Consider the following 24,828-nt stretch of genomic DNA (forward strand, 5'->3'; position numbering starts at 1 on the left):
AGCAGAAAAAGGGGCAAGGCGGGCCGGTAGTGGCTTCCTTGTCCCTTTTTTCTATTATTCCTCTATTAACTAAAAAATGACATACTTCTCTCACCTTAACAGCATCCAATATATTTGGAGAGAGTGAGATGAAGTTTTTAGCGATTCCCGTTGCTTTCTTGCCCGTTCTTTTACTGGCAGGCTGTGCGGAAACACCCATGGGGCCAACCACTCAGGTTCTACCCGGACCGGGCAAAAACTATGGCCAGTTTCTGCAGGAGCAGAACTTCTGCCGCTCACAAGCCGCCGCAGCCGTGCAAGGGCAGGCTGAACGGCAGAACCATAAGGCTATTTATGGCGGGCTGGCCGCAACCGCACTGGGTGCGGGGCTTGGCGCTGCTGCCGGTGGCGGCGCTGGCGCTGGCATTGGTGCTGCTGCGGGCGCTATGGGTGGTGGTCTGGGGGGGAGCCTCTATTCCAACAGCCAGCAGGGCGGCATTCAAACGCAGTATAACAATGCGTATGTAGCGTGCATGATCTCTTACAAAAATGTCCTGCCCGCGCCCCAGCCTGCTTATGGATATGGCTATGGTTACTCGCGCTAAACCATGACCCGGATTGTTAGCGTAAAATCCGGGGGATACAGATCGCGGGTAATGCAGAGAGCGTATGCCGTTACATAAGTCGCCAGCTCTATACGACGTCTCCCGCGATCATGATTAAAATAAAAAAACCATGCCTTGTGGCATGGTTTTTTTATTCTTCTGTCCTTCAACCAGCAACAAAAAAGGGCCATTCTTACGAATGACCCTTTTTCCACACTGAATATCTGACCGAAGCCAGAGGCTGACGACTTTAGAACGCAGCCTGCACACGAGCACCGAGGGAGTTCCCATCGCGACCCATGGTGTTCCACGAAGACGCGCTCATACCACCACCATTGGCAGTGCGGGAAACAATGAAGTGGTTGAAGTCAAGCATAAAGCGGAAATGGCGGTTGGGATACCAGTTAATACCACCAGACCATACCGTCTGACGACCACCACGAATGTCTGCGGAAACATCGCTGAAGTCAGTTACGCTGTAACGACCAGTGATTTCCAGCGCACCCCAGTAACCGCGTGAGGGGTCAAATTCATGCTCAACACCGGGAGCACCGAATGCACCTTCTTTGATGTTATACTCACGACCCTTACCAAACAGAGTGTAGTTAGCAGAACCATAATAGCCCTGAAGGTGAACCGTTTTTTGCGAAATAGAGTCAGGAATTGTGGAACCGCTTTGCGAAACAGACTGATTACCGCGGTTAATACCAATATTATAATATTCGCCTTTGAGTAACAGTTTTTTCCAACGGAAGCCCAGTTCCGGACCAGCAGACCATACGGAAGAAGCATTATTAACAACAGCACCAATCAGGTTTGTGCTGGTCAGGTTAACTTCTGGAGACTGGCTAGGCTTATAAGCACGGCTGCAGGTGCTGCCTGTGCTCCAACTCGTGCAACTTTCTGCAACCTTAAAAGCACTAATGGCAGAAATACCCACGTGTACGTCAATATCTTTTGACACATAAGGACGACCAGCGGCACGGAATGTAGCACCTGTCTGGCTATTCGCTACACCGCCGCTATTAGCTGCATTGCTCTTACGGTCACCATAGCTTTGCCCGGTAAAGTAAGAGGCAATCCACCAGCGTTTTTCGTAATGCAAGCCACCAAAGCTGAAGCGGGCGTCCCCTGCTGCGATCTTACGCACAGCATCGGTAATGGCGGGACGTTCCATCATTTCGAAGTCGTTCGAGCTTTCGGAGTCTTCTTCCGTCACGCGCGGCTGGAAGTAACCAACCGTCAGGATGGTGTTGTGCAGCCCGGTATAGTTCAGGTTGGCTTCATACAAACCCTGATCCGTGGAGTTACCATCGGCACCACCTGCACCAAGATCAGGTGTTACGTTAGCAACCCAGTCTTTATAGCGGAAGGTAAAGGGAATACGGATACGGCGAGCATTTTCGGTAAAGCCGTTGAAGTCACCATGGGTTTCATTCCCACGCGGACCGCCACCCAGGAAGCCACCAAAGTCTTCATGGAACGCAAGACCAACGGAGAAGCCATAAGCGCCGTCTTCGGAGGAGACCGTAAAGCGGCCTTTGGGAAAGCCGACAATCATGCCGCCAATGCGAACTTCTTCATCAGACGCCGTAGCAGCCTTGAAGTCCTTCCAGGACATGGTGTCACCACGGTCGGACGGAGGGGTGCCTACGCCGGACAGGGGAGCAACTTTTTTGAGGGGTTCCTGCTCACCGAACTGTACGTTCGGGTCGTAGGTGCCGTCAGCAACATGCATGGTGTTGCGGCCGTGGCCAGCCGCCTGACCCATGCGGCCTTTGGTTGAGGTCGCATCGCTTTTTGCCAGCTGATGCTTGAGGGTGACGATCTGCTGCTGCATATCCCGACGCATCTGGGACATTTCGGCACGCAGCAGGCGAATTTCGGAATCCTCAGTGGAAGCCGCCTCGGCCACAGGAGCGATTCCAGCCAACATAAAAGACGTTAGAGCAACAGAAGAAAAAAGCGAGTTACAGCGCATTGTGGCCATTCCATGATAAGAACGATGAGGAGTGAATAACCCGCGCTAACTTTTTTGTGCGTGATGCTTCGGTGATGGTTTCGTTACGGATTTATTAAAAAAAAGCGGCCCGTTTCCGGGCCGCTTTCCAGTAAGCTCAAATGCGCAGTAAAAATTACAAAGCTTAACTTATTTGCCGCTTTTCCATGCGGACATAATGCTGTCCTTAACGGCTTTGGGCAGAGGCACATAGTCCAGCTTGGTGGCAATGGCATCACCGTTATTGAAGCTCCAGCTAAAGAACTTCTGCACAGCCTGATCACGGTCGGGGTTACGGGCAGGAACAGGAACCAGCACGTAAGTTGCAGACATGATCGGCCAAGCTTCCTTGCCATCCGTGTCCAGCAGGTTCACTGCGAAATGGGAAGCATGGCCCCAGTCAGCAGCCTGTGCAGCGTGGGAGAAGCTGTTCATACCAGCAACAACGCTGGCGCCAGCATGGTTGCGCAGACGGATGGTGGTCAGGTGGTTACGGCTTGCATAAGCGTATTCCACATAACCAATGCCACCTTCGGTGTTCTGCACGGTTGCGGCAACGCCATCGTTCCCACGGGCACCCAGGCCACCGGGCCAGCTAATGGATGTGCTCGCACCGTAGTTTTCCTTCCAGGAGGAAGAAGAACCGGCAAGGTAGGACGTGAACACAAAGGTTGTGCCCGAACCATCCGCACGGTGAACAGGCGCAATTGCCACTTCCGGCAGCTTGACGCCGGGGTTCAGGGCCGCAATCTTGGGGTCATTCCAAGATGTGATGGTCCCTGCATAAATATCGGCCAGCACGTCACCGCTCAGCGTGATCGTATCGGGCTTGATACCGCCGGGAATGTTCACAACCGGAACAATGCCGCCCATAACGGTGGGGAACTGGAACAGATGGTTGGTTTCCAGCTTCTGAGCATCCATGGGAGCGTCAGACGCGCCAAAATCCACCGTGCCAGCCACGATCTGGTTCTGACCTGCGCTGGAACCAACGCTCTGGTAGTTAACGGTCACGCCGGTGGCAGACTTGGCAACTGCACCCCAGCCTTCATAGATCGGAGCGGCAAAGCTGGAACCTGCACCGGTCACGCTCTCGGCCCGAGATGCTGCTGGAAGTGCCGTAAGGAAGGTGGTCATGACGGCCAGACACATCCCAGACCTGACTGAAAAACGCATGTTGGTTTTTTCCCTGAGCCAATTGCAAAAGCTTAACGGCAGCAAAAACGTGCCGTGCTGTTCTGGGTTAAAGTAAGTCCGGGCAAAATGGTATTATGCTTTCAGGACAATTGGGTGACGGTTTTATGACAACCCACTCCCTAGCCAATAAGCGGGAGCCATATGCGGCATGTTGTACCTTCACCCACCGTACTTTCCACACTCAGGCGCCCATCGTGGCGGGCCAGAATCTGCTGTACAATAGCAAGCCCAAGACCACTGCCCTGCACGCTGGCGGCTGTTTTGGCCACACGGTAAAAACGTTCGGTCAAACGGTTGAGGTGCCGCGCAGGAATACCCGGCCCGGTATCCGTAACGCTCAATACCAGCCCGGGTTCAGTAGGCCAGCCTGCATTTTTGGCAGCACGGGCACAGGCAACCGTAATACCCAAAGGCTCATCATGGCGTTTGCTGCGGTCAAACAGGCCATATTTGAGCGCGTTTTCCACAAGGTTCATCAGCACCTGCAAAAGCTGGGCCTCATCCCCCTGCACGCACAACTCCTGCACGTCGTCCGCCTGAACCTGAAAACGTACAGGCTTACCCGCGATCAGCCCCGCTGCCTCATCCGACAGGCGTTTGAGCAGTTCGGCAATGCCTATTGTTTCTTTGGGTCTATGGTGCTCCTGCATCTGCACGCGTGACAGGTAGAGCAGACCATCCAGCAGCCGTTGCATCCGCTTGGCCTGCTCGGACATAATACCCAAAAACTCCTGCTGAATGCCCGGATCATCGGCCGCAGGGCCTTGCAGGGTTTCTATGAATCCCAGCAGGGAGGCCAGTGGCGTACGCAGTTCATGGCTGGCAAACGCCACAAAATCCGTATGCTGGCGCTCAGCCAGAACGGTCTCCGTCTCATCATGCAGAGCAACAAAAACCAGCGTTGTTCTGGATGAAAACGCCCCCCCTCCCTTACGATAGCCTTCGGAGAGAAACACATCTGGTACGGTTTTTTTCTGCAACCACGCACGCACCACCCGGTAGTGGGGAATATCCAGCACTATCAGCGCCTCGGCTGGCTGCTGGTCATCTTTTTTCTGCGCCACAAGCCTGTCCACACAGCTTTGAAAAGCCGGGTGGCGGATAATGCTGCCAATGCTGTTTGTGAACTGCCTTTTGGCCTCGGGCGAAATAACACACGGTAGCCGCGTGTCATTCAGCACCAGCGTTGCGGCGGGCAGGCAGGCCATGACCTCATCCAGCGTGACGGCAGATGTGCTGTCCCGCCCTATGCGGTTTTTCTGGTTTTCGGAGTCGTCGGGTAGCGGTTCAAAATGGTTCGAACGCACAAAAAACAGCGGCAAAGCCGCCAACGCGCCACCCCCCGCCATACCGCAGAGTGCCGCCAGCCAAGCATGCATGATCAGCCGCCCCTTTCTGCGGTGTGTTCAGTCCTGATCCTGCACTTTATCCAGTGCATAACCACGCGCCCGCACGGTGCGGATCAGATCCGCCCCTCCCCCTTCATTCAGGGTCTGCCGCAGACGGCGGATATGCACATCCACTGTGCGCAACTCCACAAAGGAACTGCGCTCCCACGCATGCTTCAACAATTCCTCGCGCGAGAATACCTGAGCCGGGTGCGACATCAGGAATTCCAGCAGGCGATATTCGGTCGGCCCCAGAGACAGCAGCCGCCCATCCCGCTCCACCTTGTGGCTCACCCGGTCCATGACCAACGTGTCAAACCGCAAGGTTTTATCGACCGGTGGGGCACGCCGCAAAATGGCTTTTACACGGGCAAACAGCGCGTCCATGCTAAAGGGCTTGACCAGATAGTCGTCCGCCCCGGTATCCAGCCCCCGGATCGTGTCAGCTTCCTCACCCCGGGCGCTGAACATGATAATGGGCAGGGCCGCTGTTCTGGCCTGCTCACGCAGGCGGCGGCAGACTTCCAGCCCGGAAATACCGGGCAGCATCCAGTCCAGCAGAATCAGGTCAGGCCGACGTTGCCGCACATACTCCAGTGCAGCCTCTCCATCCGCCGCATGGCGCACCATGTAACCCTGTTTTTCCAGATTGTAGCTAACAAGCCGGGCGAGTGCCGGATCATCCTCAACAACCAGAAGATCTGCCTTGTGCATACCAGAATGCCTTTTAAAAACCTGCCACTAGGATATGACGCGCAGATGACAAAAAACAACCGCCCGCGTGCCCAAAACCCTGCACACACCCCATTATGGCGTAGGGCACATGCATAAAAGCCGCCGTTCACACGGCAAAAACGGCTTTGTGAATCTTTTATGACCCACCCACAAAACCAGCAGGCCACCAATAAAAAAACCCCGGCACAGTGCCGGGGTCTTTCAGATATCTGTCATCAAACCGTCATAACTCAGTCTTCAAACGGATCGCGGACCAGAATGGTGTCATCACGGTCCGGACTGGTGGACAGCAGCGTGACCGGAGCCCCTACCAGTTCTTCTACACGGCGCACATATTTAATGGCCTGAGCTGGCAGGTCGGCCCAGCGACGCGCGCCCTGAGTGGTTTCTTTCCACCCTTCGATTGTCTCATACACCGGGCGAACACGCTGCTGTGCCGCGGAGCCAGAGGGGAAGCGCTCAATCTTCTGGCCGTCCAGTTCATAGCCGACACAGATGTTGATCTCATCCAGACCATCCAGCACGTCCAGCTTGGTCAGGGCCAGCCCATTAACACCGCCAACCCGCACGGCATGGCGGACCAGAACAGCATCAAACCAGCCACAGCGGCGCGGGCGCCCCGTAACCGTACCAAACTCATGCCCACGCTCACCAAGGCGGCGGCCAATGGCATCATGCAGTTCGGTCGGGAACGGCCCCTCACCCACGCGGGTGCAGTATGCCTTGGCAATGCCCAGCACAAACCCTGCAGCGGACGGCCCCATGCCAGAACCTGTTCCCGCATTGGCGGCAACGGTGTTGGAGCTGGTAACAAACGGGTAAGTCCCATGGTCCACATCCAGCATGACCGCCTGCGCACCCTCGAACAGAATGCGGCGACCGTTGCGGCGCGCATCATCCAGAATGTCCCACGTAGCAGCCATAAAGGGCAGAACCTTGGGAGCAACATCGCTCAGGAAGGCAAGCAGCTCTTCCTTGGCAAAGGTTGGCGCGCCTAACCCGGCCAGCAGCGTGTTGTGGTGCAGGAGCAGTTCGTCCAGCTTCCAGTCCAGCGTTTCGGGCTCGGCCAGATCGCACAGGCGGATGGCACGGCGGGCCACCTTGTCCTCATACGCGGGGCCAATACCACGCCCTGTGGTGCCAATCTTGCGGTCGCCACGGGCGGCCTCACGCGCACGGTCCAGCGCGCCGTGCACGGGCAGGATAAGGGGGACGTTTTCTGCAATTTTCAGGGTTTCAGGGGTCACGTTCAGCCCCTGCTCTGCAATCCGCGCAATTTCGGCCAGCAGAGCCTGCGGGTCCACCACCACACCGTTACCGATAATGCCCAGCTTGCCGCTGACTACACCTGACGGCAGGAGCGACAGCTTGTAAACCTGATTGCCAACCACAAGCGTATGGCCTGCATTGTGCCCGCCCTGAAAACGCACCACCACGTCGGCCCGACTGGCCAGCCAGTCAACGATTTTGCCTTTGCCTTCATCGCCCCACTGGGCGCCGATCACGGTTACGTTGGACATAGACGGTCTGCTCCTGAAAAAAACTGCCTGCTGGTCAAAAAAGAAAAATCACGCCTGAAGGGCTCTCAGGCGAGGTCCACCCTGTGGGTGCCGGAAAGAACGCTGCCACACCCAAGCTGGCGGGCCTCCGCCTCTGCCTGTGCGCCTGAGGCAAAACCGCGCACGGTCGCATAGCCCTGCGTGCGCAGGCTTGCGGCCTCTTGCCGGTTGGCATCCAGCGCCAGATATACGCGGGCGCGGGCCGGGGCGGGGGGAATCATGCGGAAGAGCACATCGGGCCGCAGGGTCAACCCGCAGGCCGGTTCGTTATCATTGCAGATGTAACGCCCGCCACGCCCCAGCTCTTCCGAGCGGCCCACGGCAAACAGCGTCACACACACACCGGTATGGTATTTCCAGCCCCGGAATTCTACCGGGTCCACGGTCATACGCAGGGTCGGACAGATTTCACGCACAGCGGCGACCGTATCAATCAACCGGTCCAGCACAATGCGGGCTTTGGGTGGCAGGCTCAGCTCAGCAAGCAACGCCACCGTGTGCTCCGCAGCCCCGGTTGCGTCCAGCAGGGCAATAAGCGTTGCAGCCAGTGCTCCACCATGCTGGGCCACGGCTGCGGCATCCTTGCGGTCGAGCGCGCGCATAAGTGCCGGGCGCTGTGCGGCGGGCACACCCGCCTCTTCCAGCAGGGCGGGAATAAAGGGCGGCATGGTCAGGTCGAAGGAGACATCCTGCACGCCAAGGCGCATGAGCGCTTCGGCCCCGATAGACATGACCTCTGCATCGGCTTCGGGGGAATCCGGGCCGATCAGCTCAATGCCGGTCTGCATGATCTGGCGGCTGCTTTCCTCCGCAGCTACAGGAGCGACCACAACGCACGGGCCTGCGTAGGATACGCGGAGCGGGCGCGGCAGTCCGCTAACACGAGTCGCAGCCATGCGGGCGATCTGGGGCGTAATGTCTGGCCGCAGCACCATCATGCGCCGGGTGTCCGGGTCCATGACCCTGAAGCACTGTTCCGCCAGAGCCACCCCTGCACCAGCAAGGTAGGTTTCCTCAAATTCCATAAGAGGCGGGCGGACGCTGTCGTAGCCGTGGGAGGCAAACACATCCATAAGGGTTGCCACACCCCGCGCTTCCGTACGGGCATCGGGGGTTAGCAGATCTACAAAGCCAGCAGGCAGCAGGGCCGGGCTAAAGGGCGGGTCGTCCGTCATGCCTCGGGCTATAGCACTCCATGCTCCGCCCGTCATGCCCGTGGGCGTGTTCTTTTGCGCCTTTTACCACACAAAACGGGTGGATGTGCTCAGCCCTCGGCAACACCGGGCAGCGTTTCCCACCCTGAGCCGATAAAGGTGAGCACCCGCCGCCCCATGCCATCGGCCCGCAGCACCAGCAGATTCTGGTCCTCGAACCATGCCAGAAGGCGGCGCGCCCGACCGGTGGACACCGTGCCATATACCTTGGCAATTTGCGCATCCGATGGGCAGGGCGCGCGCTCAATGGCGGCACGGGCCAGAAAAAGAAAGACCGCCTGAAGGTCCTCTGGCAGGGCGGAGGCCCGGGCTTCGGCCTCCTGCCATTGTGTGGAGGCGGACGTATCCTCCCCTACCCCGCTACGGGCTGTGGCCAGCGCGCGGTTAAAGCGGCGCAGGTCCAAAGCATTGCGCCCCAGCCCTGCAATACGGCAGCGCACCAGAAAATCCTGATACAGGACAGGCACGGGCCTGAAGGACGAATCCTCATCCACCATCATGTCGCGCAGGATGGCGTTCATGCGGCTTTCACGCTCGGCCTGTGTTTCGGGCGTGTCATCCTCCTGCTCCTGCTCGGCCTGCACACTGGCCTGTGCCTCCCCATGGGCGGCAAGCTGTGTCAGCAGATCGGGGGCAGAAGGAGCAGGCGCCTTGCGCTGGCGGGCGGGCAGGTCCTGCACGGGTACGGGGGCCAGAATAAGCTCGTGCACGGGGGCGGACGGGGGCTCAAACGGTGCAAGCACCGGCCCTGCCGAGCGGCTTTCCGTCTCCACAGCGCCAATGCGCACAGAGAGTGGCCTGCGGCTAAGGGCAGGACCAAGAGCCACAAACGTGCCACGCGCAAGGTCACGGAACGCTTCGGCCTGCCTGCGCTCCATACCCAGCAGGTCCGCCGCGCGCGCCATATCAATATCCAGAAAAGTGCGCCCCATAAGAAAGTTGGAGGCTTCCGCCGCCACATTCTTGGCCAGCTTGGCCAGACGCTGCGTGGCAATAATACCCGCAAGTCCACGCTTGCGGCCACGGCACATCAGGTTGGTCATGGCCCCAAGGGAGGCCCTGCGCGCTTCGTCCGAGACTTCACCCGCCGCAGCAGGCGCAAAAAGCTGCGCCTCATCCACCACCACCAGAACAGGGTACCAGTGCTGGCGCGGCACCTCGAACATACCGCCCAGAAAAGCCGCGGCCCAACGCATCTGCTGGTCCGCGTCCAACCCTTCCAGATTGAGCACTACAGAGGCACGGTGCATGCGCATACGCTCACCCGCCGCATGCAACGCCATTTCCGAATGGTCCGCACCATCGATGACCAGATGCCCGAATTTTTCGGCCAGACTGACAAAATCGCCCTCGGGGTCGATAATCGCCTGCTGGACCATGCGCGCAGACTGCTCCAGCAAACGCCGCAGAAGATGCGATTTACCCGACCCGGAGTTGCCCTGCACCAGAAGACGCGTGGCCAGGAGTTCGCCCAGGTCCATGCGTGCCGGACCACCCCCCGGCACCTCCCCCATTGTAATCATGCTGTTCATGGTTGGAGGGGATACCGCCTTGGCCCACCCTTGCGCAACCATGCCTCCATTCCCTTTGCTGCAGCGCGGCCGGTAGCAAGACAGGCATGGAGCAGATACCCCCCTGTCGGGGCCTCCCAGTCCAGCATTTCCCCCGCAACAAACACACCGGGGAGCGCTTTGAGCATAAAAGACTCGTCACACGCCGCGCGTGTAACCCCTCCGGCTGTGGAAATGGCACGGGCCAGTGGCTCAGGGGCATAAAAGGTCAGCGGTACGGCCTTGATAAGTGCTGCCAGAGCGCGGGGGTCTGCGGGGACATCACCCTGCTCACGCAGCAGCCCCACCACTGCGGGGGGCAGACGGAGCGCCTTACGCAAACGATTGCTCAGGCTCTCCCGCACACGGGTTGCACGCAGCCTGCCCAGCAGTTCCTGCTCGCTCAGGTCCGGGCGCAGGTCGCACAGCACCGTAGCCTGCCCCTGCGTGGCAATAGCCTGCCGCACAGAGGTGGACAGCGCATAAAGTGCGCCCCCTTCCACCCCTGTGCGGGTCAGCACAATTTCGCCACGCACACGCCTGCCTTCAAATGTCAGGGCAATGGGCTTGAGCGGAGTGCCCGCAAAACGCTCGGCAAAAAGAGTGGACCACTGCGTGCAAAAGCCGCAGTTGGCGGGCTCCAGTTGCGCCACCTCCACGCCACGCTGTTGCAGCAGGGGAACCCAGCCACCAGAGCTCCCCAACCGTGGCCAGCTTGCGCCGCCAAGGGCCAGCAGAACGGCATCCGCCTCCACCGCAACCTGCTGCGCAGCCGCATCCCCCGCCTGTTGTGTCGTAAACAGAAGCTGCGCGCCCTCGCCCCACCCCAGCCAGTCCGCGCGGGTTTGAAGCACCACCCCAGCCGCATGCAAACGCGCGAGCCATGCCCGCAGCAGGGGTGACGCCTTCATCCCTGTAGGGAAAACCCTGCCGGATGAGCCAATAAAACTCGGCTGCCCCAACCCCGACATCCAGTGACGAATATCGGACATGGTCCATGCATCCAGTGCCGGGCGCAACCATGGGCTGGCCGGGCCATAGCGCTCAAGCACTGCGGCATGCTCTTCGGAATGGGCAATGTTCAGCCCTCCCCGCCCGGCCATAAGGAACTTGCGGCCAAAACTGGGCATGCGGTCCATAACCCGCACACCATACCCCACCCCGGACAGATACTCGGCGGCGGCAAGCCCTGCGGGGCCGCCGCCCACAACAACAATGCGGGGGTTATCGGTCATGAATGGTGGCAATTACCGATCATGGTGCCTTCTGGCCTGCCGCACGCACGGCCTGAGCCAGACCACGGATCTGCTCAAGCACACGCGGCAGGGTCTGGGCTGTGGCCCGCCCCTGCTCGTCCAGCGTTTGCGCGAGCGTTGCCAGCAGGGCGGAGGCCACAACAGCGCCATCGGCTATGCTGGAGGCCTGAGCAGCCTGCTCTGGTGTGCGCACGCCAAAACCAATGGCAATGGGCAGATCAGTCGCCGCACGGATGCGGGGAATGGCACCGGCAAGGTCATGCGCACTTGCCGAACGGGTACCCGTAATCCCCACGATGCTGACATAATAAACAAAGCCCGAGGCATGTGCGAGCACATAGCTCAGGCGGGCATCAGGCGTGGTCGGGGCGACCAGACGGATAATATCCAGCCCCGCAGCCTGCGCGGGAGCGGCAATGACAGCACCCTCCTCTGGCGGCAGGTCAACCAGAATAAGCCCGTCCACCCCGGCGGCGGCGGCATCCTTGCAGAATCGCTCGTAACCGTAAGATTCCACGGGGTTGACGTAGCCCATCAGAATAATCGGGGTCGCGTCATCCTCCTTACGGAATTCCGCTACCATATCCAGCACGCCAACCAGCGTGGCCCCGGCCTTGAGCCCGCGCAGGGCTGCTGCCTGAATAACCGGACCATCGGCTGACGGGTCGGAAAAAGGCATGCCAACCTCAATCAGGTCCGCACCGGCTGCGGGCATGGCCCGGAGCAGTTCAAGCGATGTGGCACGGTCGGGGTCATACGCCTCCAGATACGGAATGAGCGCGCCACGACCTTCGGCAGCAAGGGCTTTAAAACGGGCGGCAATACGGCTCACAGCGTAACTCCCAGATGCTCGGCAACAGTAAAGATGTCCTTGTCCCCACGACCGGACAGGTTGATCACCAGCAGCGTGTCCTTGGACAGGGTGGGGGCAAGTTTGGCGGCGTAGGCCACGGCATGCGCCGATTCGAGGGCAGGAATAATCCCCTCCAGCTTTGTGCAGAGCTGGAAGGCGTCAAGTGCTTCCGTATCGGTCGCACCCACGTATTCGGCACGGCCAATATCATTCAGCCATGAATGTTCCGGCCCGACACCGGGGTAATCAAGCCCGGCGCTGATGGAGTGCGCCTCATCGATCTGCCCGTCCGCGTTCTGCAGAAGATAGGTGCGGTTGCCATGCAGCACACCGGGGCGGCCACGCTCGATGGATGCTGCGGTTTTGCCGCTATCCAGCCCATGGCCTGCGGCTTCCACCCCAATCAGGCGGACGCTCACATCATCCAGGAAGGGGTAGAAAATACCCATGGCGTTGGAGCCACCACCAATGGCCGCCACCACCACATCCGGCAGGCGGCCTTCGGCCGCGCGCATCTGGGCTTTTGTTTCCTCCCCGATCACGCTCTGGAAGTCACGCACCATGGCGGGGTACGGATGCGGGCCAGCTACGGTGCCGATCAGCATGTAGGTGTCCGCCACATTGGCCACCCAGTCCCGCATGGCCTCGTTCATGGCATCCTTGAGCGTGCCGGCCCCGGCGGTTACAGGCACAACCTCGGCCCCCAGCAGGCGCATACGGAACACGTTGGGCTTTTGCCGCTCCACATCGGTCGCACCCATGTAGATCACGCATTTCATGCCAAACAGGGCGCATACGGTGGCAGTGGCCACACCGTGCTGGCCTGCCCCGGTCTCGGCCACAATGCGGGTACGCCCCATGCGGCGGGCCAGCAGAATCTGCCCCATGACGTTGTTGAGCTTGTGCGAACCGGTATGGTTCAACTCTTCACGTTTAAGATAGATTTTGGCGCCCCCCAACTCCTCTGTCATGCGGCGGGCAAACCACAGCGGGCTGGGGCGACCGATATAGTCGGTCTGGTAATACGCCAGTTCCTTGTGAAAAGCGGGGTCGGCCTTTGCGGCCTCGTATGCCGCGTTCAGTTCCAGAATAAGCGGCATAAGCGTTTCGGCCACAAAGCGGCCGCCATAACGGCCACCAAAATGCCCGTGTTCATCAGGCTGCTGCCTGAAGGAATTGCTCTGTGCCGCTGCGGCGCCGTGTTCGCTCGGGTTCGCCATTCTCTGTCCTGCCGCTCCTTACAATAGCCCCATGGCGCGCCCTGTCGGGGGCCATATGTCCTTATCATTTTCAACTGGCAAAATGGCTTACCAGATGCGCGGCCGCATTGCACGGTCCCGTGCGGTCATCTTGCCACAAACCGGACAAAGGCGTCATACTTGGCGGAACACGTATACTTGGGGGCAGGTCGCCAACCCGGCCGTCACCGGCACGCACACGCTCCGCCTGCAAGGCAAAAACTGGGAGAATCGTATGTTTCTGGCCCACAGGCCCGGTATGCCTGCTCGCGCCGTTGAAACGGAAGACGATGCCAAAAACGCTATCTGGCTGGATCTTCTCAACCCCACTCCGGACGAACTGGCGCTGGCGGCAAAGCTGTGTGGCCAGCCCATTCCCACGCTGGACGACCTGAGTGCGATCGAGAGCTCCTCGCGCATTAGCGTACGCAATGGGGCTGCGTTCCTGTCCTCCCCGCTGCTGCGCAAGAGCGGGTCGGATTTTCAAACCATGCCGGTCGGTTTTATCCTGACCGAGCAGCGGCTTTTTACCATCCGCTTCCAGTTCTATCTGGCGTTCGAGACAGTCGCCCAGCTTGTGGCGGACTGTGTTGCCGCCACCATGCCACCGCCGCACACCACACCGGAACGGCAGGGCCTGCCCGCCCAACCCAGCGAAATCCCCCCCCAGCATGAAACCCTGCTCTACGCGGGAGAAATACTGGTAGCCCTGATTGAGGCCATTGTGGACCGGCTGGCCGATATTCTGGAAAGCATGGGCAACCTGCTGGACACACTCTCGCACGATATTTTTCGCGCCCGCACGCAGCAGACCCCCATCCGCAACGTGGCCGTGTGGCAGCGCAACCTGCTCCAGCGCGTGGGCGAGGCAGGCAACCTGTGCTCGCGCATGCGCGACACACTGCTGGGCATGGAGCGTATTGCCCTGTTTTTGGGCGAAAGCCGGAAAACTTCTTCCACACTCCCGGTTACGGGGTTTGCCCTGTGCACGCCGCGTTCATCCCCCCCAACGCCGCTCACCACCCCCGCCCCGGATGAGGAGGGCAAGGTCACTGCGGCCTATGCTCTGTCGGGCACATTGCGCGCGCGCATAACCTCCGTCAGCCATGACCTGTCCTCGCTCGATGCCTATGTCTCCCAGTCGCAGGACAAGGTGGAGTTCCTGCTTGATGCAACGCTGGGGTTCATCAACATTGAACAGAACGGGGTGATGAAAGTATTGACCGTGGTCAGCTTCATCGGGGTCGCACCAACCCTAATTGCGGGTATTTATGGTATGAACTTCAAGTACATACCCGAACTTAACTGGTCTTTTGGTTACTGGTACTCGCTCGGGCTCATGGCTACGACCATCATCCTGCCGCTGCTGTGGTTCTGGAAAAAGGGCTGGCTGGGCGGCATCAAATAACGCCCGGCACCGCCCGCGCACGCGCCATATCCTGTGTTGACGATCCATGGCGCCGCAGGTATTATCCCTCCCCAAGACGCTGGCTGACTTCACCTGCCCAGCGGTTTCCCCTCCCGTCAGGTTCCTTCTGGCCCGGACATGCCTCTTCAGGCATGCGTGTTACCGGTCTCCCCGACCGGCTCTGCCGTGCATGGAACGACCCGGACCTTCCCCTTTTGAACTTTTCTTGCCAGTCAGGGCATTTGTTAGATGCATCTTGCGGAACTCAAGGCCAAGTCTCCAGCCGACCTTCTGGCCTGCGCTGAAGACCTGAATATCGAAAACGCGTCCTCCCTGCGCAAGCAGGACATGATGTTCGCCATCCTCAAAACACTGGCGGACAACGATCAGGCCATTTATGGCGAAGGCACGCTTGAGATCATGCATGACGGGTTTGGATACCTGCGTGCGCCCGAATCCAACTACCTTCCCGGCCCGGATGATATTTACATCTCCCCCACACAGGTCCGCCGCTTTGGCCTGCGCACCGGGGATACGGTTGAAGGCCAGATTCGCGCCCCACGGGATGGAGAACGCTACTTCTCCATGCTCAAGATCAACACGATCAACTTTGAGTCCCCCGATGCGGTGCGCCACCGGATCAACTTTGACAACCTGACCCCGCTCTACCCCGAGCGCCGCCTCCAGATGGAAGTGGAAAGTCAGGCCACCGCCCCCGAACCCAAGGGCGACAAAAACAAAAAAGGCGCACAAAAGGACTTCACCCCCCGGGTGATCGACCTTGTCTCCCCCATCGGTATGGGCCAGCGCGCCCTGATCGTGGCACCGCCGCGTTCAGGCAAGACGGTCATGCTCCAGAGCATTGCCTCCTCCATTTCGGCCAACCACCCCGAAGTGTTCCTGATCGTGCTGCTGATTGACGAACGCCCAGAGGAAGTGACCGACATGGCCCGCTCCGTGCGGGGCGAGGTCATTGCGTCCACCTTTGACGAACCCGCACACCGCCACGTGCAGGTCACCGAAATGGTGCTCGAAAAAGCCAAGCGTCTGGTTGAACACAAGCGCGATGTGGTGATCCTGCTCGACTCCATTACCCGTCTGGCCCGCGCCTACAACACGGTCGTCCCCTCATCGGGCAAGGTGCTGACAGGTGGTGTGGATGCCAACGCCCTGCAGCGGCCCAAGCGCTTTTTTGGTGCAGCCCGTAACATTGAGGAAGGTGGCTCCCTGACCATTATCGCCACAGCCCTGATTGATACCGGCAGCCGCATGGACGAAGTGATCTTTGAAGAGTTCAAAGGCACGGGCAACTCGGAACTGGTGCTCGACCGCAAGCTGGCCGACAAACGCACCTTCCCTGCCATTGACATCACCAAGAGCGGCACCCGTAAAGAAGAGCTGCTGGTGGACCGCGCAACCCTGTCCAAAATGTGGGTACTGCGCCGGATTCTGGCACCCATGGGCACCATGGACGCGATGGACTTCCTGCTCGACAAGCTCAAATACAGCAAAACAAACAATGACTTCTTCGAAGCCATGAACAACTAGCCCACAGCAGGGCCAGCCCCATAAACGCCCTGACCTGTCAGGCGGGCGTGGGGCTGGCCTCTTTTTTGCGGATTGTCAGCACCACGCTGCCATCTGGCTGGGGGGTGTCCGCTACAATGCTATGGCCCAGCGCCCTAGCTGACCGGCTGACATTACGGTGCGGCTCCTCCCCCATAAGGCGCACTGCCAGCAGGCCACCGGGAGCCAGCACGTCCAGCGCCAGACGTGTGCGTACAAACGTCATGGGGCATTTTTCCGCAGTAATATCCAGAGCCGTAGCACTAGTACCATTGTGCTGCTCTGGCATCAGGGCATCATTCATGCCAACCTTCCTCCTTCCGAGGGAAAAACCACAGGCGACCATCATACAGACAGGCCTACACAGCATAAAAAAACTGCATGGTGGTGTAAAATTGGACAAACACCTCTGACTTCGGCTACCTGAAAGACGAACGCAGAGATGATAACATTAGACAGGGTTTGTGACCTTGAAGGTACAAGCGGCAGAATCGCGGATTGAGCAGCTGTGTATCGAACACGGCCTGAAAATGACCGGACAACGGCGGGTTATCGCCCGTGTTCTTTCCGAAGCAGACGACCACCCGGATGTGGAAGAACTGTACCGCCGCGCGCTGGTACTGGATTCCCGCATTTCGGTCGCCACCGTGTACCGCACGGTACGGCTGTTGGAGGAAAAGGGCATTCTGGAACGCCGGGATTTTGGCGGCGGACGTGCTCGGTATGAAGCAACGGAACATGGTCGACACCATTATCACCTGATTGACGTTGATAACGGCAAAGTGATCGAGTTTGAAGACCCTGAGCACGAAGCCTTTATGATGAAGGTGGCAGAGCGGCTTGGATTCGAGTTTGTCTCCATGCGGCTGGAACTGTTTGGCAAAAAACGTCAGGCAGCCGCGGCTCCATCAGGCAAGACAACTCCCCGCCCCCGCCGCAAGAAAGACCAGACATGAGTTCCACACAAACCACAGGCGGACTTTCGGCGCTGGATCTGGACCGCTCACGCTTCCCGGAACTGCATGGTGGCAGCCTGAGCGTCCGCATTGCCGAAACAGATGACGAACGTGACGCGGCTCAGGCCCTGCGTTACCGCGTATTTTATGAAGAAATGGGCGCTCACCCGAGTGCTGAAACCCTGCGCTTGAAGCGCGATATTGATGAGTTTGACAGCGTTGCAGACCACCTTCTGGTCATAGACAACGCTATTGCCTCGGACGCACGCGGGGTTATTGGCACCTATCGGCTTGTGCAGGGGGATGCGGCGCAAAAGATCGGTCGCTTTTACTCCTCCAATGAATATGACATTACCCCGCTCAAGGAATTCCCGGGCCGACTGCTTGAAGTCGGGCGTTCCTGCGTAGACAAGAACTACCGTGGCCGTGCTGCCATGCAGCTCTTGTGGCGTGGCATTGCGTCCTACATTTTTCTCCACCGTATTGACCTGCTGTTTGGTTGCGCCAGCCTGCCCTGCACGGACCCCGACCAGATTGCGGACGAGCTGACCTACCTCTACCATAACCACCTCGCCCCCCCAGCCCTGCGTGTCCGCGCGCTGGAAAACCGGCGGGTGGAAATGCTGCGCACGGACCCACATACCCTTAATGTGCGCCGCTGCCTTGTAGGCCTGCCGCCCCTTATCAAGGGGTATCTGCGCCTTGGGGGTTATGTGGGGGATGGCGCGGTCATTGACCCGCAGTTCAACACCACCGACGTTGCCATTCTGGTTAAAAGTGAGCTTCTGGCGGACAAATACTACCGCCATTATGAACGCCGCCTGCGCGACGCACTGGACTAAGCCGCGCATAGCACTCGCCCGTGGGGGCAGCCCCTTGACTCAAACGGACTTCACCCACGGGCAGGCGACCTGCCTGCACCATGAGCGCCCCCATGCCCCGTAAAATTGTGTTTTCCCGCTTTTACCCAAAACGGGAAACTCTCTGCTTTGCTGCCATTCTGCTGGGTCTTGGCGGCCTTGCCACACTGGCCCTGCCCCCTTTGCATGGCCTGCCCGTGCTGTTGCTGAGCTTTGGCCTACTGGGCCACATCCTCAACACTACCCAAAGCTGGAAGCGCGCAGCCTGGACCGGAGCATTGTTCGGGTTTGGCTTTTATGCCGCCGGTCTTTACTGGCTGGTCCATGCCGTGCTCATCCGTGCCGATGAGTTCTGGTGGTTTGTCCCGTTTCCCTCCCTTGGTTGCGCGCTCATTCTGGCACCCACGGTTGCCACCCCTGCGGCACTCTCCACCCTGCTGCCCGCTGGCATACGCCGCCTGAGCGCCTTTGCTGCCCTGTGGACGTTGTTTGACATGGGACGCAGCTTTATTTTTAGCGGCTTTACATGGAATGCGCTGGGGAGTTGTCTAGCCATTCCCGGCCCTGTAGGGCAGTTGCTGATCCAACCTGCCGCGTGGGTGGGGGAGGACGGGCTGACTTTGGGCCTTGTTGCGCTTGCGCTGCTGTGCGGCACCACCATGCTGGAGCAAACACCCCTTGCCCGTTGGATAAGCCGCACGCTCAACCCCGGGCATATGCCCTACCTTTGCCTGCCCCACCTGCGCAGGCGCGTGTTGATGTGTTCGGGGGCTGGTCTTCTGGCGTGGGGCATGGCAGCAGGTTTGCGGCTATACACCGTGCAGCCCACAGGCGAGCCCGGCCCCATTGCTGTTATTGTACAGGGGAATGTCCCCGAGACCGAAAAAATTGGCCGACAATCCCCGCGTGATATTTTTATGCGCTACCTAGGCCTGACGGCTCAGGGGGTTCAGGCAGCCCAAGCGTTACAAACCACGCAGCGCAAACCGGGCGAGCACTTTCGGCCTATTGTTTTTCTGTGGCCCGAAACCTCTTTCCCCGGTTATGACCTGATCCAGAACAGCCCGCGTGCACGGCAGGCTATTATGGAATGGGCTGTCGGGGCCGACGCAGGCATTATCGGCGCACTGCGCATGGATGACAGCGGGCATTACCGCAACTCCGTAGTTGCTCTGGCCCCCGACGGCGCCATTGAGGCCGTGTACGACAAAGCCCGGCTTGTGCCATTTGGCGAGTATCAACCCCCGTTCATCCCCCTGCAGATTGTACCACAAGGTGGCATGGCCGCAGGGCCCGGCCCGCAAACATGGCATCTGGCCGACGTACCCGCTGTTGGCCCTCTTATCTGCTACGAAGTTATTTTTTCAGGCGATGTTGTGAATGCCCAAGACCGCCCGCGCTGGTTGGCCAACGTGACCAATGACGCATGGTTTGGTAACAGTGCCGGGCCACGGCAGCATCTTTCCTCCGTGCGTTTGCGCGCGGTAGAGGAGGGGCTGCCCATTGCCCGCGCAGCCAATACAGGTATTTCCGTTGCTTATGATGGTATGGGCCGCATGCTCGACCATCTGGGGTGGGGCAGGCCGGGTGTTCTCAGCGTGGCACTCCCTGCCCCACTTCCGCCAACCTTGTTTGGCAGATTGGGCCAGTCCATCCCTCTGGCACTTTGCCTTATGCTGCTGGGGCTGGCATGCATACCCTACCCCAGACGACCATAAGCAACGCTGCTTTAACAAAGCAGGAATTTATATGAAGCATTACAATTTTTCCTTTATGAAACATTAAGATTACATGGTATCCGTCCTCCTGTTCCAGCCTTTACAGCCGCGGGAAAAAAAACAGTCGTGAGCAATACCGAGCCTCTAACGGATCCAACCGCCACGATTTCCACCCATGCGGAAACGATAGATGCGCATGTTGGCAAGCGCATTCGGCTGCGCAGGACACTGCTTGGGCTCTCGCAGGAAAAACTGGGGGAGGCCTTGGGGGTCACGTTCCAGCAAATTCAAAAATATGAACGCGGCACCAACCGGGTCGGCGCGTCCCGGCTGTATGACATTGCCACAGCGCTGGACGTGCCGATCAGCTTCTTTTTTGACGACATGCTCTCCCCCGCCAAACCAGGCGTCCGTCATCAGGGCTTTGCCGAAACACGCAAGCCTTTTGGCACCCCCGCCCCCAACACCGCCACGCCACCGGCTCTTCCCAGCAATCCGTCCATAAAAGCCATGACGGATGAACAGGATATGCTGGCCAGAAAAGAAACGTTGGATCTGGTGCGGGCCTATTACCAGATACCCGACCGTGACCTGCGGCAGAAAATGCTGGAACTGATCCAGTCCATGGCCCGCCCTAACACAACACGGTAAAATCCGGACCTGTTCGCAGCATATCTGCACAAACAGGCCCAAAACCTGTCCATAAAAAAAGAGGGCGGTGCCTGCGCACCACCCTCTTTTTTACTCATATTATCGTACCGTAAGCAGAGGTGACGCCATCAGAAGCTCTGGTCGTCGCCACCGCCCCAGTCACCACCGTCTCCACCACCCCAATCGCCACCTGCGTCAAAGCCCTGATCGGCCTGTACGCCGCCTCCGGCAAACGGGTCGGCTCCGGTGTCACCATAATTATTGACAATGGTTTCATTGGTGGTGGTCCCACCCATGGCCCCTTCGCCCATACCGCCAGCATCGTGGTGACCGCTAAACAGGCTGGTCAGCGCATTGGCCGCAAGCATACCGCCCGCCACACCCGTGGCTGTGGTCAGCGCGCTTCCCAGAAAACCCGACCCACCCGAAAACGCGGAAGGCTGCATGCCATAGGGCATGGGCTGCGGCTGGTACTGCGGCGGCATGGCAGGCCGACCACCCCAACCCGGAGGCGGTGCGGACTGCGGCTGGGCCGACTGCCCACCACCGAACAGGCCACCAAAAAAACCGCCCGACTTCTGCTGCCCGGCATTGCTCTGCTGCTGTGCTGCCTGAAGAGCCTGCTGTGCCTGCTGGAGCTGGAACTGGAGCTGCTGAATCCGATTCTGTGCCTGCACCAGTGCGGCCTCCTGCACCACGGCCATCTGGGTCACGCGGTAGCGGGCTTCGGGGTACTTCTGGAATTCCTGCGCAATAAACTGGTCTGCCTGCTGGTCAATCGCGGGCAGGTTGGGCTGGCTCCCCGGCACGCTGCCAAAGCCACCTTGGGCAGCCCCACCAACACGGGCCATGAATTTTTCAATAAGGTCGCGTTCTTCGTTTGTCATTCCATACCTTCCCGCCCTGACGGGCCAATTGCAGCACCAGAGCTTTGTGCCAGAACACTCTGGCCAAGATGTGGCGCGCCCACAAGCCTGTTACAAGAGAGTACGCCAAGAAGGAAACCCTGCCATAAAGCCTGCCTTCTCTTCCGGTCTGGCGCGCGGGGCTGTATGGTGTGGCCAACCGTGCCACGCGCACATCCAACCTGACCGTCATATTGCGGAGTTTCATCCATACCATGGACCCGGCGTCTCCCCGCCCCACAGAGCGGCCCCTCTCCTTTCAGGACCTGATCCTGACCCTGCACCAGTTCTGGTCAAAACAGGGGTGCGCCATTCTCCAGCCCTATGATCAGGAAATAGGTGCCGGTACACTCTCCCCCCACACCACCCTGCGTGCCTTGGGGAGCAAGCCGTGGAAGGCCGCCTATGTGCAGCCCTGCCGCCGCCCGTCCGATGGCCGGTACGGGGAAAACCCGAACCGCCTGCAGCACTACTACCAGTATCAGGTTCTGCTCAAACCCACACCGGAGGAGAGCCAGAAGCTCCTGCTGGACAGCTACCGCGCCATAGGCATTGACCCTGACAAGCACGATATCCGTTTTGTGGAAGATGACTGGGAAAACCCGACCATTGGCGCATGGGGTCTGGGCTGGGAGGTCTGGTGCGATGGCATGGAGGTCACGCAGTTTACCTACTTCCAGCAGGTAGGCGGCATTCCCGTAACCCTGCCCTCCACGGAGCTGACATACGGGCTGGAGCGTCTGGCCATGTACGTGCAGGGGGTCGAGAATGTGTATGACCTCGACTACAACGGCGCGGGCCTGACCTACGGCGATGTGTTCCTGCGCGCCGAACAGGATTATTCGCGCCATAATTTTGAACTGGCCAACACGGAACTGCTCTTCCAGCACTTTAGCGATGCGGAAAAGGAAAGTGTGGCTCTGGCAGAAGCAGGCGTGGCCCAGCCCGCCTATGACCAGTGCCTTAAAGCCAGCCATCTGTTCAACCTGCTTGATGCGCGCGGCGTCATCAGCGTAAGCGAACGCGCCGCCTATATTGGCCGGGTGCGCACACTGGCCAAACTGTGTTGCGAAACCTGGCTGGCAGGCGAGGACCAATAAAACCATGCCCGAATTGCTGATCGAACTTTTTTCCGAGGAAATTCCAGCCCGCATGCAACAGCAGGCAGGAGAAAACCTGCTCCGCCTGCTGAACGATGCACTGGCCCCCCTCAACCCGACCGATGCCAGAAGCTACACCGGCCCACGCCGCATTGCAGCCTCCCTTAGTCTGGACGCCATGGTGCCGGGCCGCACCATTTCCGAACGTGGCCCGCGTGAGGGTGCGCCCGACAAAGCGCTGGAAGGCTTTACCCGCAAGCATGGTGTGGGCAAGGATGCACTGACCCTGCAAAACGGCTTCTGGGTGCTGGAGCGTGAGGAAGCCCCCCTTGGAGCCGCAGCGCATATTGCCGCCATCATGCCCGATCTTCTGCGCCGCTTCCCCTGGCCCAAATCCATGCGCTGGGGTGCAGGCAGCAGCATGACATGGGTACGCCCCCTGCGCCGGATTGTCTGCCTGCTTGATGGCCAGATTGTTCCGTTCTCCATGGCCACGGCGGAGGACAACGGGCATGGGCTGAGTGCGTCCAACCAGACCGAGGGGCACCGCTTCCTCAACCCCGGCGCCATGGACGTCAGCAGTGCCGCGCAATGGCAGCAGGGTCTGCACGAACGCCATGTGATGGTCCATGCCGCCGAGCGGCGCGAGGCCATTACAACGGGCCTGAACACCCTTGCACAGGCCGAAGGGCTGAGCATTGTAGCCGATGCCGGACTGGTGGACGAGGTCGCAGGGCTGGTCGAATGGCCCGTCCCCTTCCTCGGACGGATCGACCCCATCTTCATGGACCTGCCGCCCGAGGTCATGCAGGTGTCCATGCGTGTGAACCAGCGCTATTTTGCCCTGCGTAACAGCGATGGTTCGGCTGCGCCGCGCTTTGCCTTTGTTGCCAACATCATTCCTACCGATGATGGGTCTCTGGTTGTCAGCGGCAACGAGCGTGTGCTGCGTGCCCGCTTTGCCGATGCGCGGCACTTCTGGAACCTTGACCGCAAACAGAGCCTTGCCTCACGCGTAGCCGGGCTGGACAGCATTACCTTCCATGCCAAACTTGGCTCACAGGGCGCACGCACGCGCCGCATGGTGCGCCTTGCCGGTATTCTGGCCGATATGGTCGGCGCCCCCAAAGACCTGTGCGAGCGCGCAGCCGAGTTGAGCAAAACCGACCTGACAACCGGCATGGTTGGCGAGTTCCCCGAATTGCAGGGGGTCATGGGCGGCTACTACGCCCGCCATGACGGTGAACATGCCGATGTGGCACAGGCCATTAGCGAGCACTACACCCCCCGCGGACCGGGGGATGAGGTGCCGGTAGCCCCCGTTTCCGTCGTGGTCGGGCTGGCCGACAGATTTGATATGCTGACAGCCTTTTTTGCTGCTGGCGAAAAACCATCCGGCTCGGGCGACCCCTTTGGCCTGCGCCGCGCTGCCCTTGGCATCATCCGCCTGATCCGCGAGAACGGGCTGCGGCTGGACCTGGTGCAACTGTTCGTGCTGGCGGCACAAGCCCTGCCAGAACCCTTGCGTGACGCCCCCGATCTGGCCCTGCTGCCCCAGTTCATTGCCGAGCGCCTGCGCGTACAGGTCCGTGCCGAAGGGGCACGGCATGACTGCCTCGCCGCTATCTCGGTGGATAATGACGACACGGACATTGTGCGTCTGCTCGCCCGTGCTCAGGCATTGCAGACCATGCTGGAAACGGAGGATGGCAAAAACCTGCTGGCCGCCACCCGGCGGGCTGCCAACATCCTGCGGATTGAAGACAAAAAGGACGGCCCGCACGAAGGTACGCCCGATCCCGCCCTGTTCGCACAGGAGGAGGAGCGCGCACTCTACGCAACACTCCAAACGGTCGAACCTGCGGTAGAACAGGCTTTTGCTGCCGAGCACTTTGCGGACGCCATGCGCGCTGCCGCCAGCCTGCGCCAGCCCCTTGACCGCTTTTTTGAAGACGTGACTGTCAACGCGCCAGAAGTGGCACTTCGCCAGAACCGGCTCAAGCTGCTGTCACGCCTTGTGCGCATGATGCGCATGATCGCAGATTTCAGCCAGATTGAAGGTTAAAAAAAAAGCCCCCACCAACCTATCCG

General features: G+C 59.6%; 21 protein-coding genes. 9 read left to right on the forward strand and 12 right to left on the reverse strand.

Annotated features, from left to right (window positions below):
* Positions 1 to 128 precede the first annotated feature (128 nt).
* Positions 129 to 584 carry a glycine zipper family protein gene (locus HK26_RS01120; RefSeq protein ID WP_086638111.1) on the forward strand — a complete coding sequence of 152 codons (456 nt, stop codon included), beginning with the start codon at positions 129 to 131 and terminating at the stop codon, positions 582 to 584.
* A 250-nt stretch (positions 585 to 834) separates the two neighbouring features.
* Here the strand turns inward: HK26_RS01120 and HK26_RS01125 are convergent, their stop codons facing one another.
* The 10 genes from HK26_RS01125 to trpB form a co-directional block, all read right to left on the reverse strand.
* Positions 835 to 2,574: an OprO/OprP family phosphate-selective porin gene (locus tag HK26_RS01125; RefSeq protein ID WP_086638112.1), complete on the reverse strand. Its 1,740-nt coding sequence runs from the start codon at positions 2,572 to 2,574 to the stop codon at positions 835 to 837.
* A gap of 159 nt (positions 2,575 to 2,733) precedes the next feature.
* On the reverse strand, positions 2,734 to 3,759 hold the full coding sequence (gene pstS, locus HK26_RS01130; protein WP_025826610.1) for a phosphate ABC transporter substrate-binding protein PstS: 1,026 nt from the start codon (positions 3,757 to 3,759) through the stop codon (positions 2,734 to 2,736).
* Positions 3,760 to 3,899: 140 nt separating this feature from the next.
* Positions 3,900 to 5,159, reverse strand: coding sequence for a sensor histidine kinase (locus HK26_RS01135; protein WP_086638113.1), 1,260 nt, complete (start codon positions 5,157 to 5,159; stop codon positions 3,900 to 3,902).
* Between the two features lie 27 nt (positions 5,160 to 5,186).
* Positions 5,187 to 5,882 (reverse strand): phosphate regulon transcriptional regulator PhoB, encoded by a 696-nt coding sequence (phoB, locus tag HK26_RS01140; protein ID WP_086638114.1) that lies wholly within the window; start codon positions 5,880 to 5,882, stop codon positions 5,187 to 5,189.
* 251 nt (positions 5,883 to 6,133) lie between these two features.
* Positions 6,134 to 7,423, reverse strand: coding sequence for an adenylosuccinate synthase (locus HK26_RS01145; protein ID WP_086638115.1), 1,290 nt, complete (start codon positions 7,421 to 7,423; stop codon positions 6,134 to 6,136).
* Positions 7,424 to 7,488: 65 nt separating this feature from the next.
* Positions 7,489 to 8,673 (reverse strand): ATP phosphoribosyltransferase regulatory subunit, encoded by a 1,185-nt coding sequence (locus HK26_RS01150; RefSeq protein ID WP_086638116.1) that lies wholly within the window; start codon positions 8,671 to 8,673, stop codon positions 7,489 to 7,491.
* Between the two features lie 53 nt (positions 8,674 to 8,726).
* Complete coding sequence (locus HK26_RS01155) at positions 8,727 to 10,208, reverse strand: helicase HerA domain-containing protein (RefSeq protein ID WP_086638117.1); 1,482 nt, start codon at positions 10,206 to 10,208, stop codon at positions 8,727 to 8,729.
* The gene (locus HK26_RS01160; protein WP_086638118.1) at positions 10,205 to 11,461 is read right to left on the reverse strand and encodes a TIGR03862 family flavoprotein; all 1,257 of its coding nucleotides are present in this window, start codon (positions 11,459 to 11,461) and stop codon (positions 10,205 to 10,207) included. Before HK26_RS01160 ends, HK26_RS01155 begins: the two co-directional genes overlap by 4 nt.
* Before the next feature lie 19 nt (positions 11,462 to 11,480).
* Entirely contained in the window at positions 11,481 to 12,314 is an 834-nt protein-coding gene (gene trpA / locus HK26_RS01165; RefSeq protein ID WP_086638119.1) for a tryptophan synthase subunit alpha, read from the reverse strand.
* A complete protein-coding gene (gene trpB / locus HK26_RS01170) occupies positions 12,311 to 13,555 on the reverse strand; it encodes a tryptophan synthase subunit beta (RefSeq protein ID WP_086638120.1) in 1,245 nt (414 codons plus the stop codon). The genes trpA and trpB overlap by 4 nt, the downstream gene beginning before the upstream one ends.
* A 277-nt stretch (positions 13,556 to 13,832) precedes the next feature.
* On the opposite strand from trpB, the gene HK26_RS01175 reads away from it, so the two are divergent.
* Positions 13,833 to 14,981, forward strand: coding sequence for a magnesium transporter CorA family protein (locus tag HK26_RS01175; protein WP_086638206.1), 1,149 nt, complete (start codon positions 13,833 to 13,835; stop codon positions 14,979 to 14,981).
* A gap of 249 nt (positions 14,982 to 15,230) precedes the next feature.
* Positions 15,231 to 16,529, forward strand: coding sequence for a transcription termination factor Rho (gene rho, locus HK26_RS01180; RefSeq protein WP_086638121.1), 1,299 nt, complete (start codon positions 15,231 to 15,233; stop codon positions 16,527 to 16,529).
* A 37-nt stretch (positions 16,530 to 16,566) separates the two neighbouring features.
* On the opposite strand, the gene HK26_RS01185 is transcribed toward rho, so the two are convergent.
* Entirely contained in the window at positions 16,567 to 16,851 is a 285-nt protein-coding gene (locus HK26_RS01185) for a sulfurtransferase TusA family protein (RefSeq protein WP_086638122.1), read from the reverse strand.
* Positions 16,852 to 17,011: 160 nt separating this feature from the next.
* On the opposite strand from HK26_RS01185, the gene HK26_RS01190 reads away from it, so the two are divergent.
* From HK26_RS01190 to HK26_RS01205, 4 genes are all read left to right on the forward strand, one after another.
* Entirely contained in the window at positions 17,012 to 17,503 is a 492-nt protein-coding gene (locus HK26_RS01190) for a Fur family transcriptional regulator (RefSeq protein ID WP_025826596.1), read from the forward strand.
* A complete protein-coding gene (locus HK26_RS01195) occupies positions 17,500 to 18,345 on the forward strand; it encodes a GNAT family N-acetyltransferase (RefSeq protein WP_086638123.1) in 846 nt (281 codons plus the stop codon). The genes HK26_RS01190 and HK26_RS01195 overlap by 4 nt, the downstream gene beginning before the upstream one ends.
* 80 nt (positions 18,346 to 18,425) lie before the next feature.
* Positions 18,426 to 20,081 (forward strand): apolipoprotein N-acyltransferase, encoded by a 1,656-nt coding sequence (lnt, locus tag HK26_RS01200; protein ID WP_086638124.1) that lies wholly within the window; start codon positions 18,426 to 18,428, stop codon positions 20,079 to 20,081.
* A gap of 126 nt (positions 20,082 to 20,207) precedes the next feature.
* Entirely contained in the window at positions 20,208 to 20,732 is a 525-nt protein-coding gene (locus HK26_RS01205) for a helix-turn-helix domain-containing protein (protein ID WP_257640806.1), read from the forward strand.
* A gap of 128 nt (positions 20,733 to 20,860) precedes the next feature.
* Here the strand turns inward: HK26_RS01205 and HK26_RS01210 are convergent, their stop codons facing one another.
* The gene (locus HK26_RS01210; protein WP_086638125.1) at positions 20,861 to 21,619 is read right to left on the reverse strand and encodes a DUF2076 domain-containing protein; all 759 of its coding nucleotides are present in this window, start codon (positions 21,617 to 21,619) and stop codon (positions 20,861 to 20,863) included.
* A 233-nt stretch (positions 21,620 to 21,852) separates the two neighbouring features.
* Between HK26_RS01210 and HK26_RS01215 the strand changes: the two genes are divergently transcribed.
* Positions 21,853 to 22,737: a glycine--tRNA ligase subunit alpha gene (locus tag HK26_RS01215; RefSeq protein ID WP_025826591.1), complete on the forward strand. Its 885-nt coding sequence runs from the start codon at positions 21,853 to 21,855 to the stop codon at positions 22,735 to 22,737.
* A 4-nt stretch (positions 22,738 to 22,741) separates the two neighbouring features.
* Positions 22,742 to 24,802, forward strand: a complete 2,061-nt coding sequence (gene glyS / locus HK26_RS01220) for a glycine--tRNA ligase subunit beta (protein ID WP_086638126.1) — start codon at positions 22,742 to 22,744, stop codon at positions 24,800 to 24,802.
* The last annotated feature ends 26 nt before the right edge of the window (positions 24,803 to 24,828 follow it).

Source organism: Acetobacter okinawensis, assembly GCF_002153655.1.
Taxonomy (GTDB): domain Bacteria; phylum Pseudomonadota; class Alphaproteobacteria; order Acetobacterales; family Acetobacteraceae; genus Acetobacter; species Acetobacter okinawensis_A.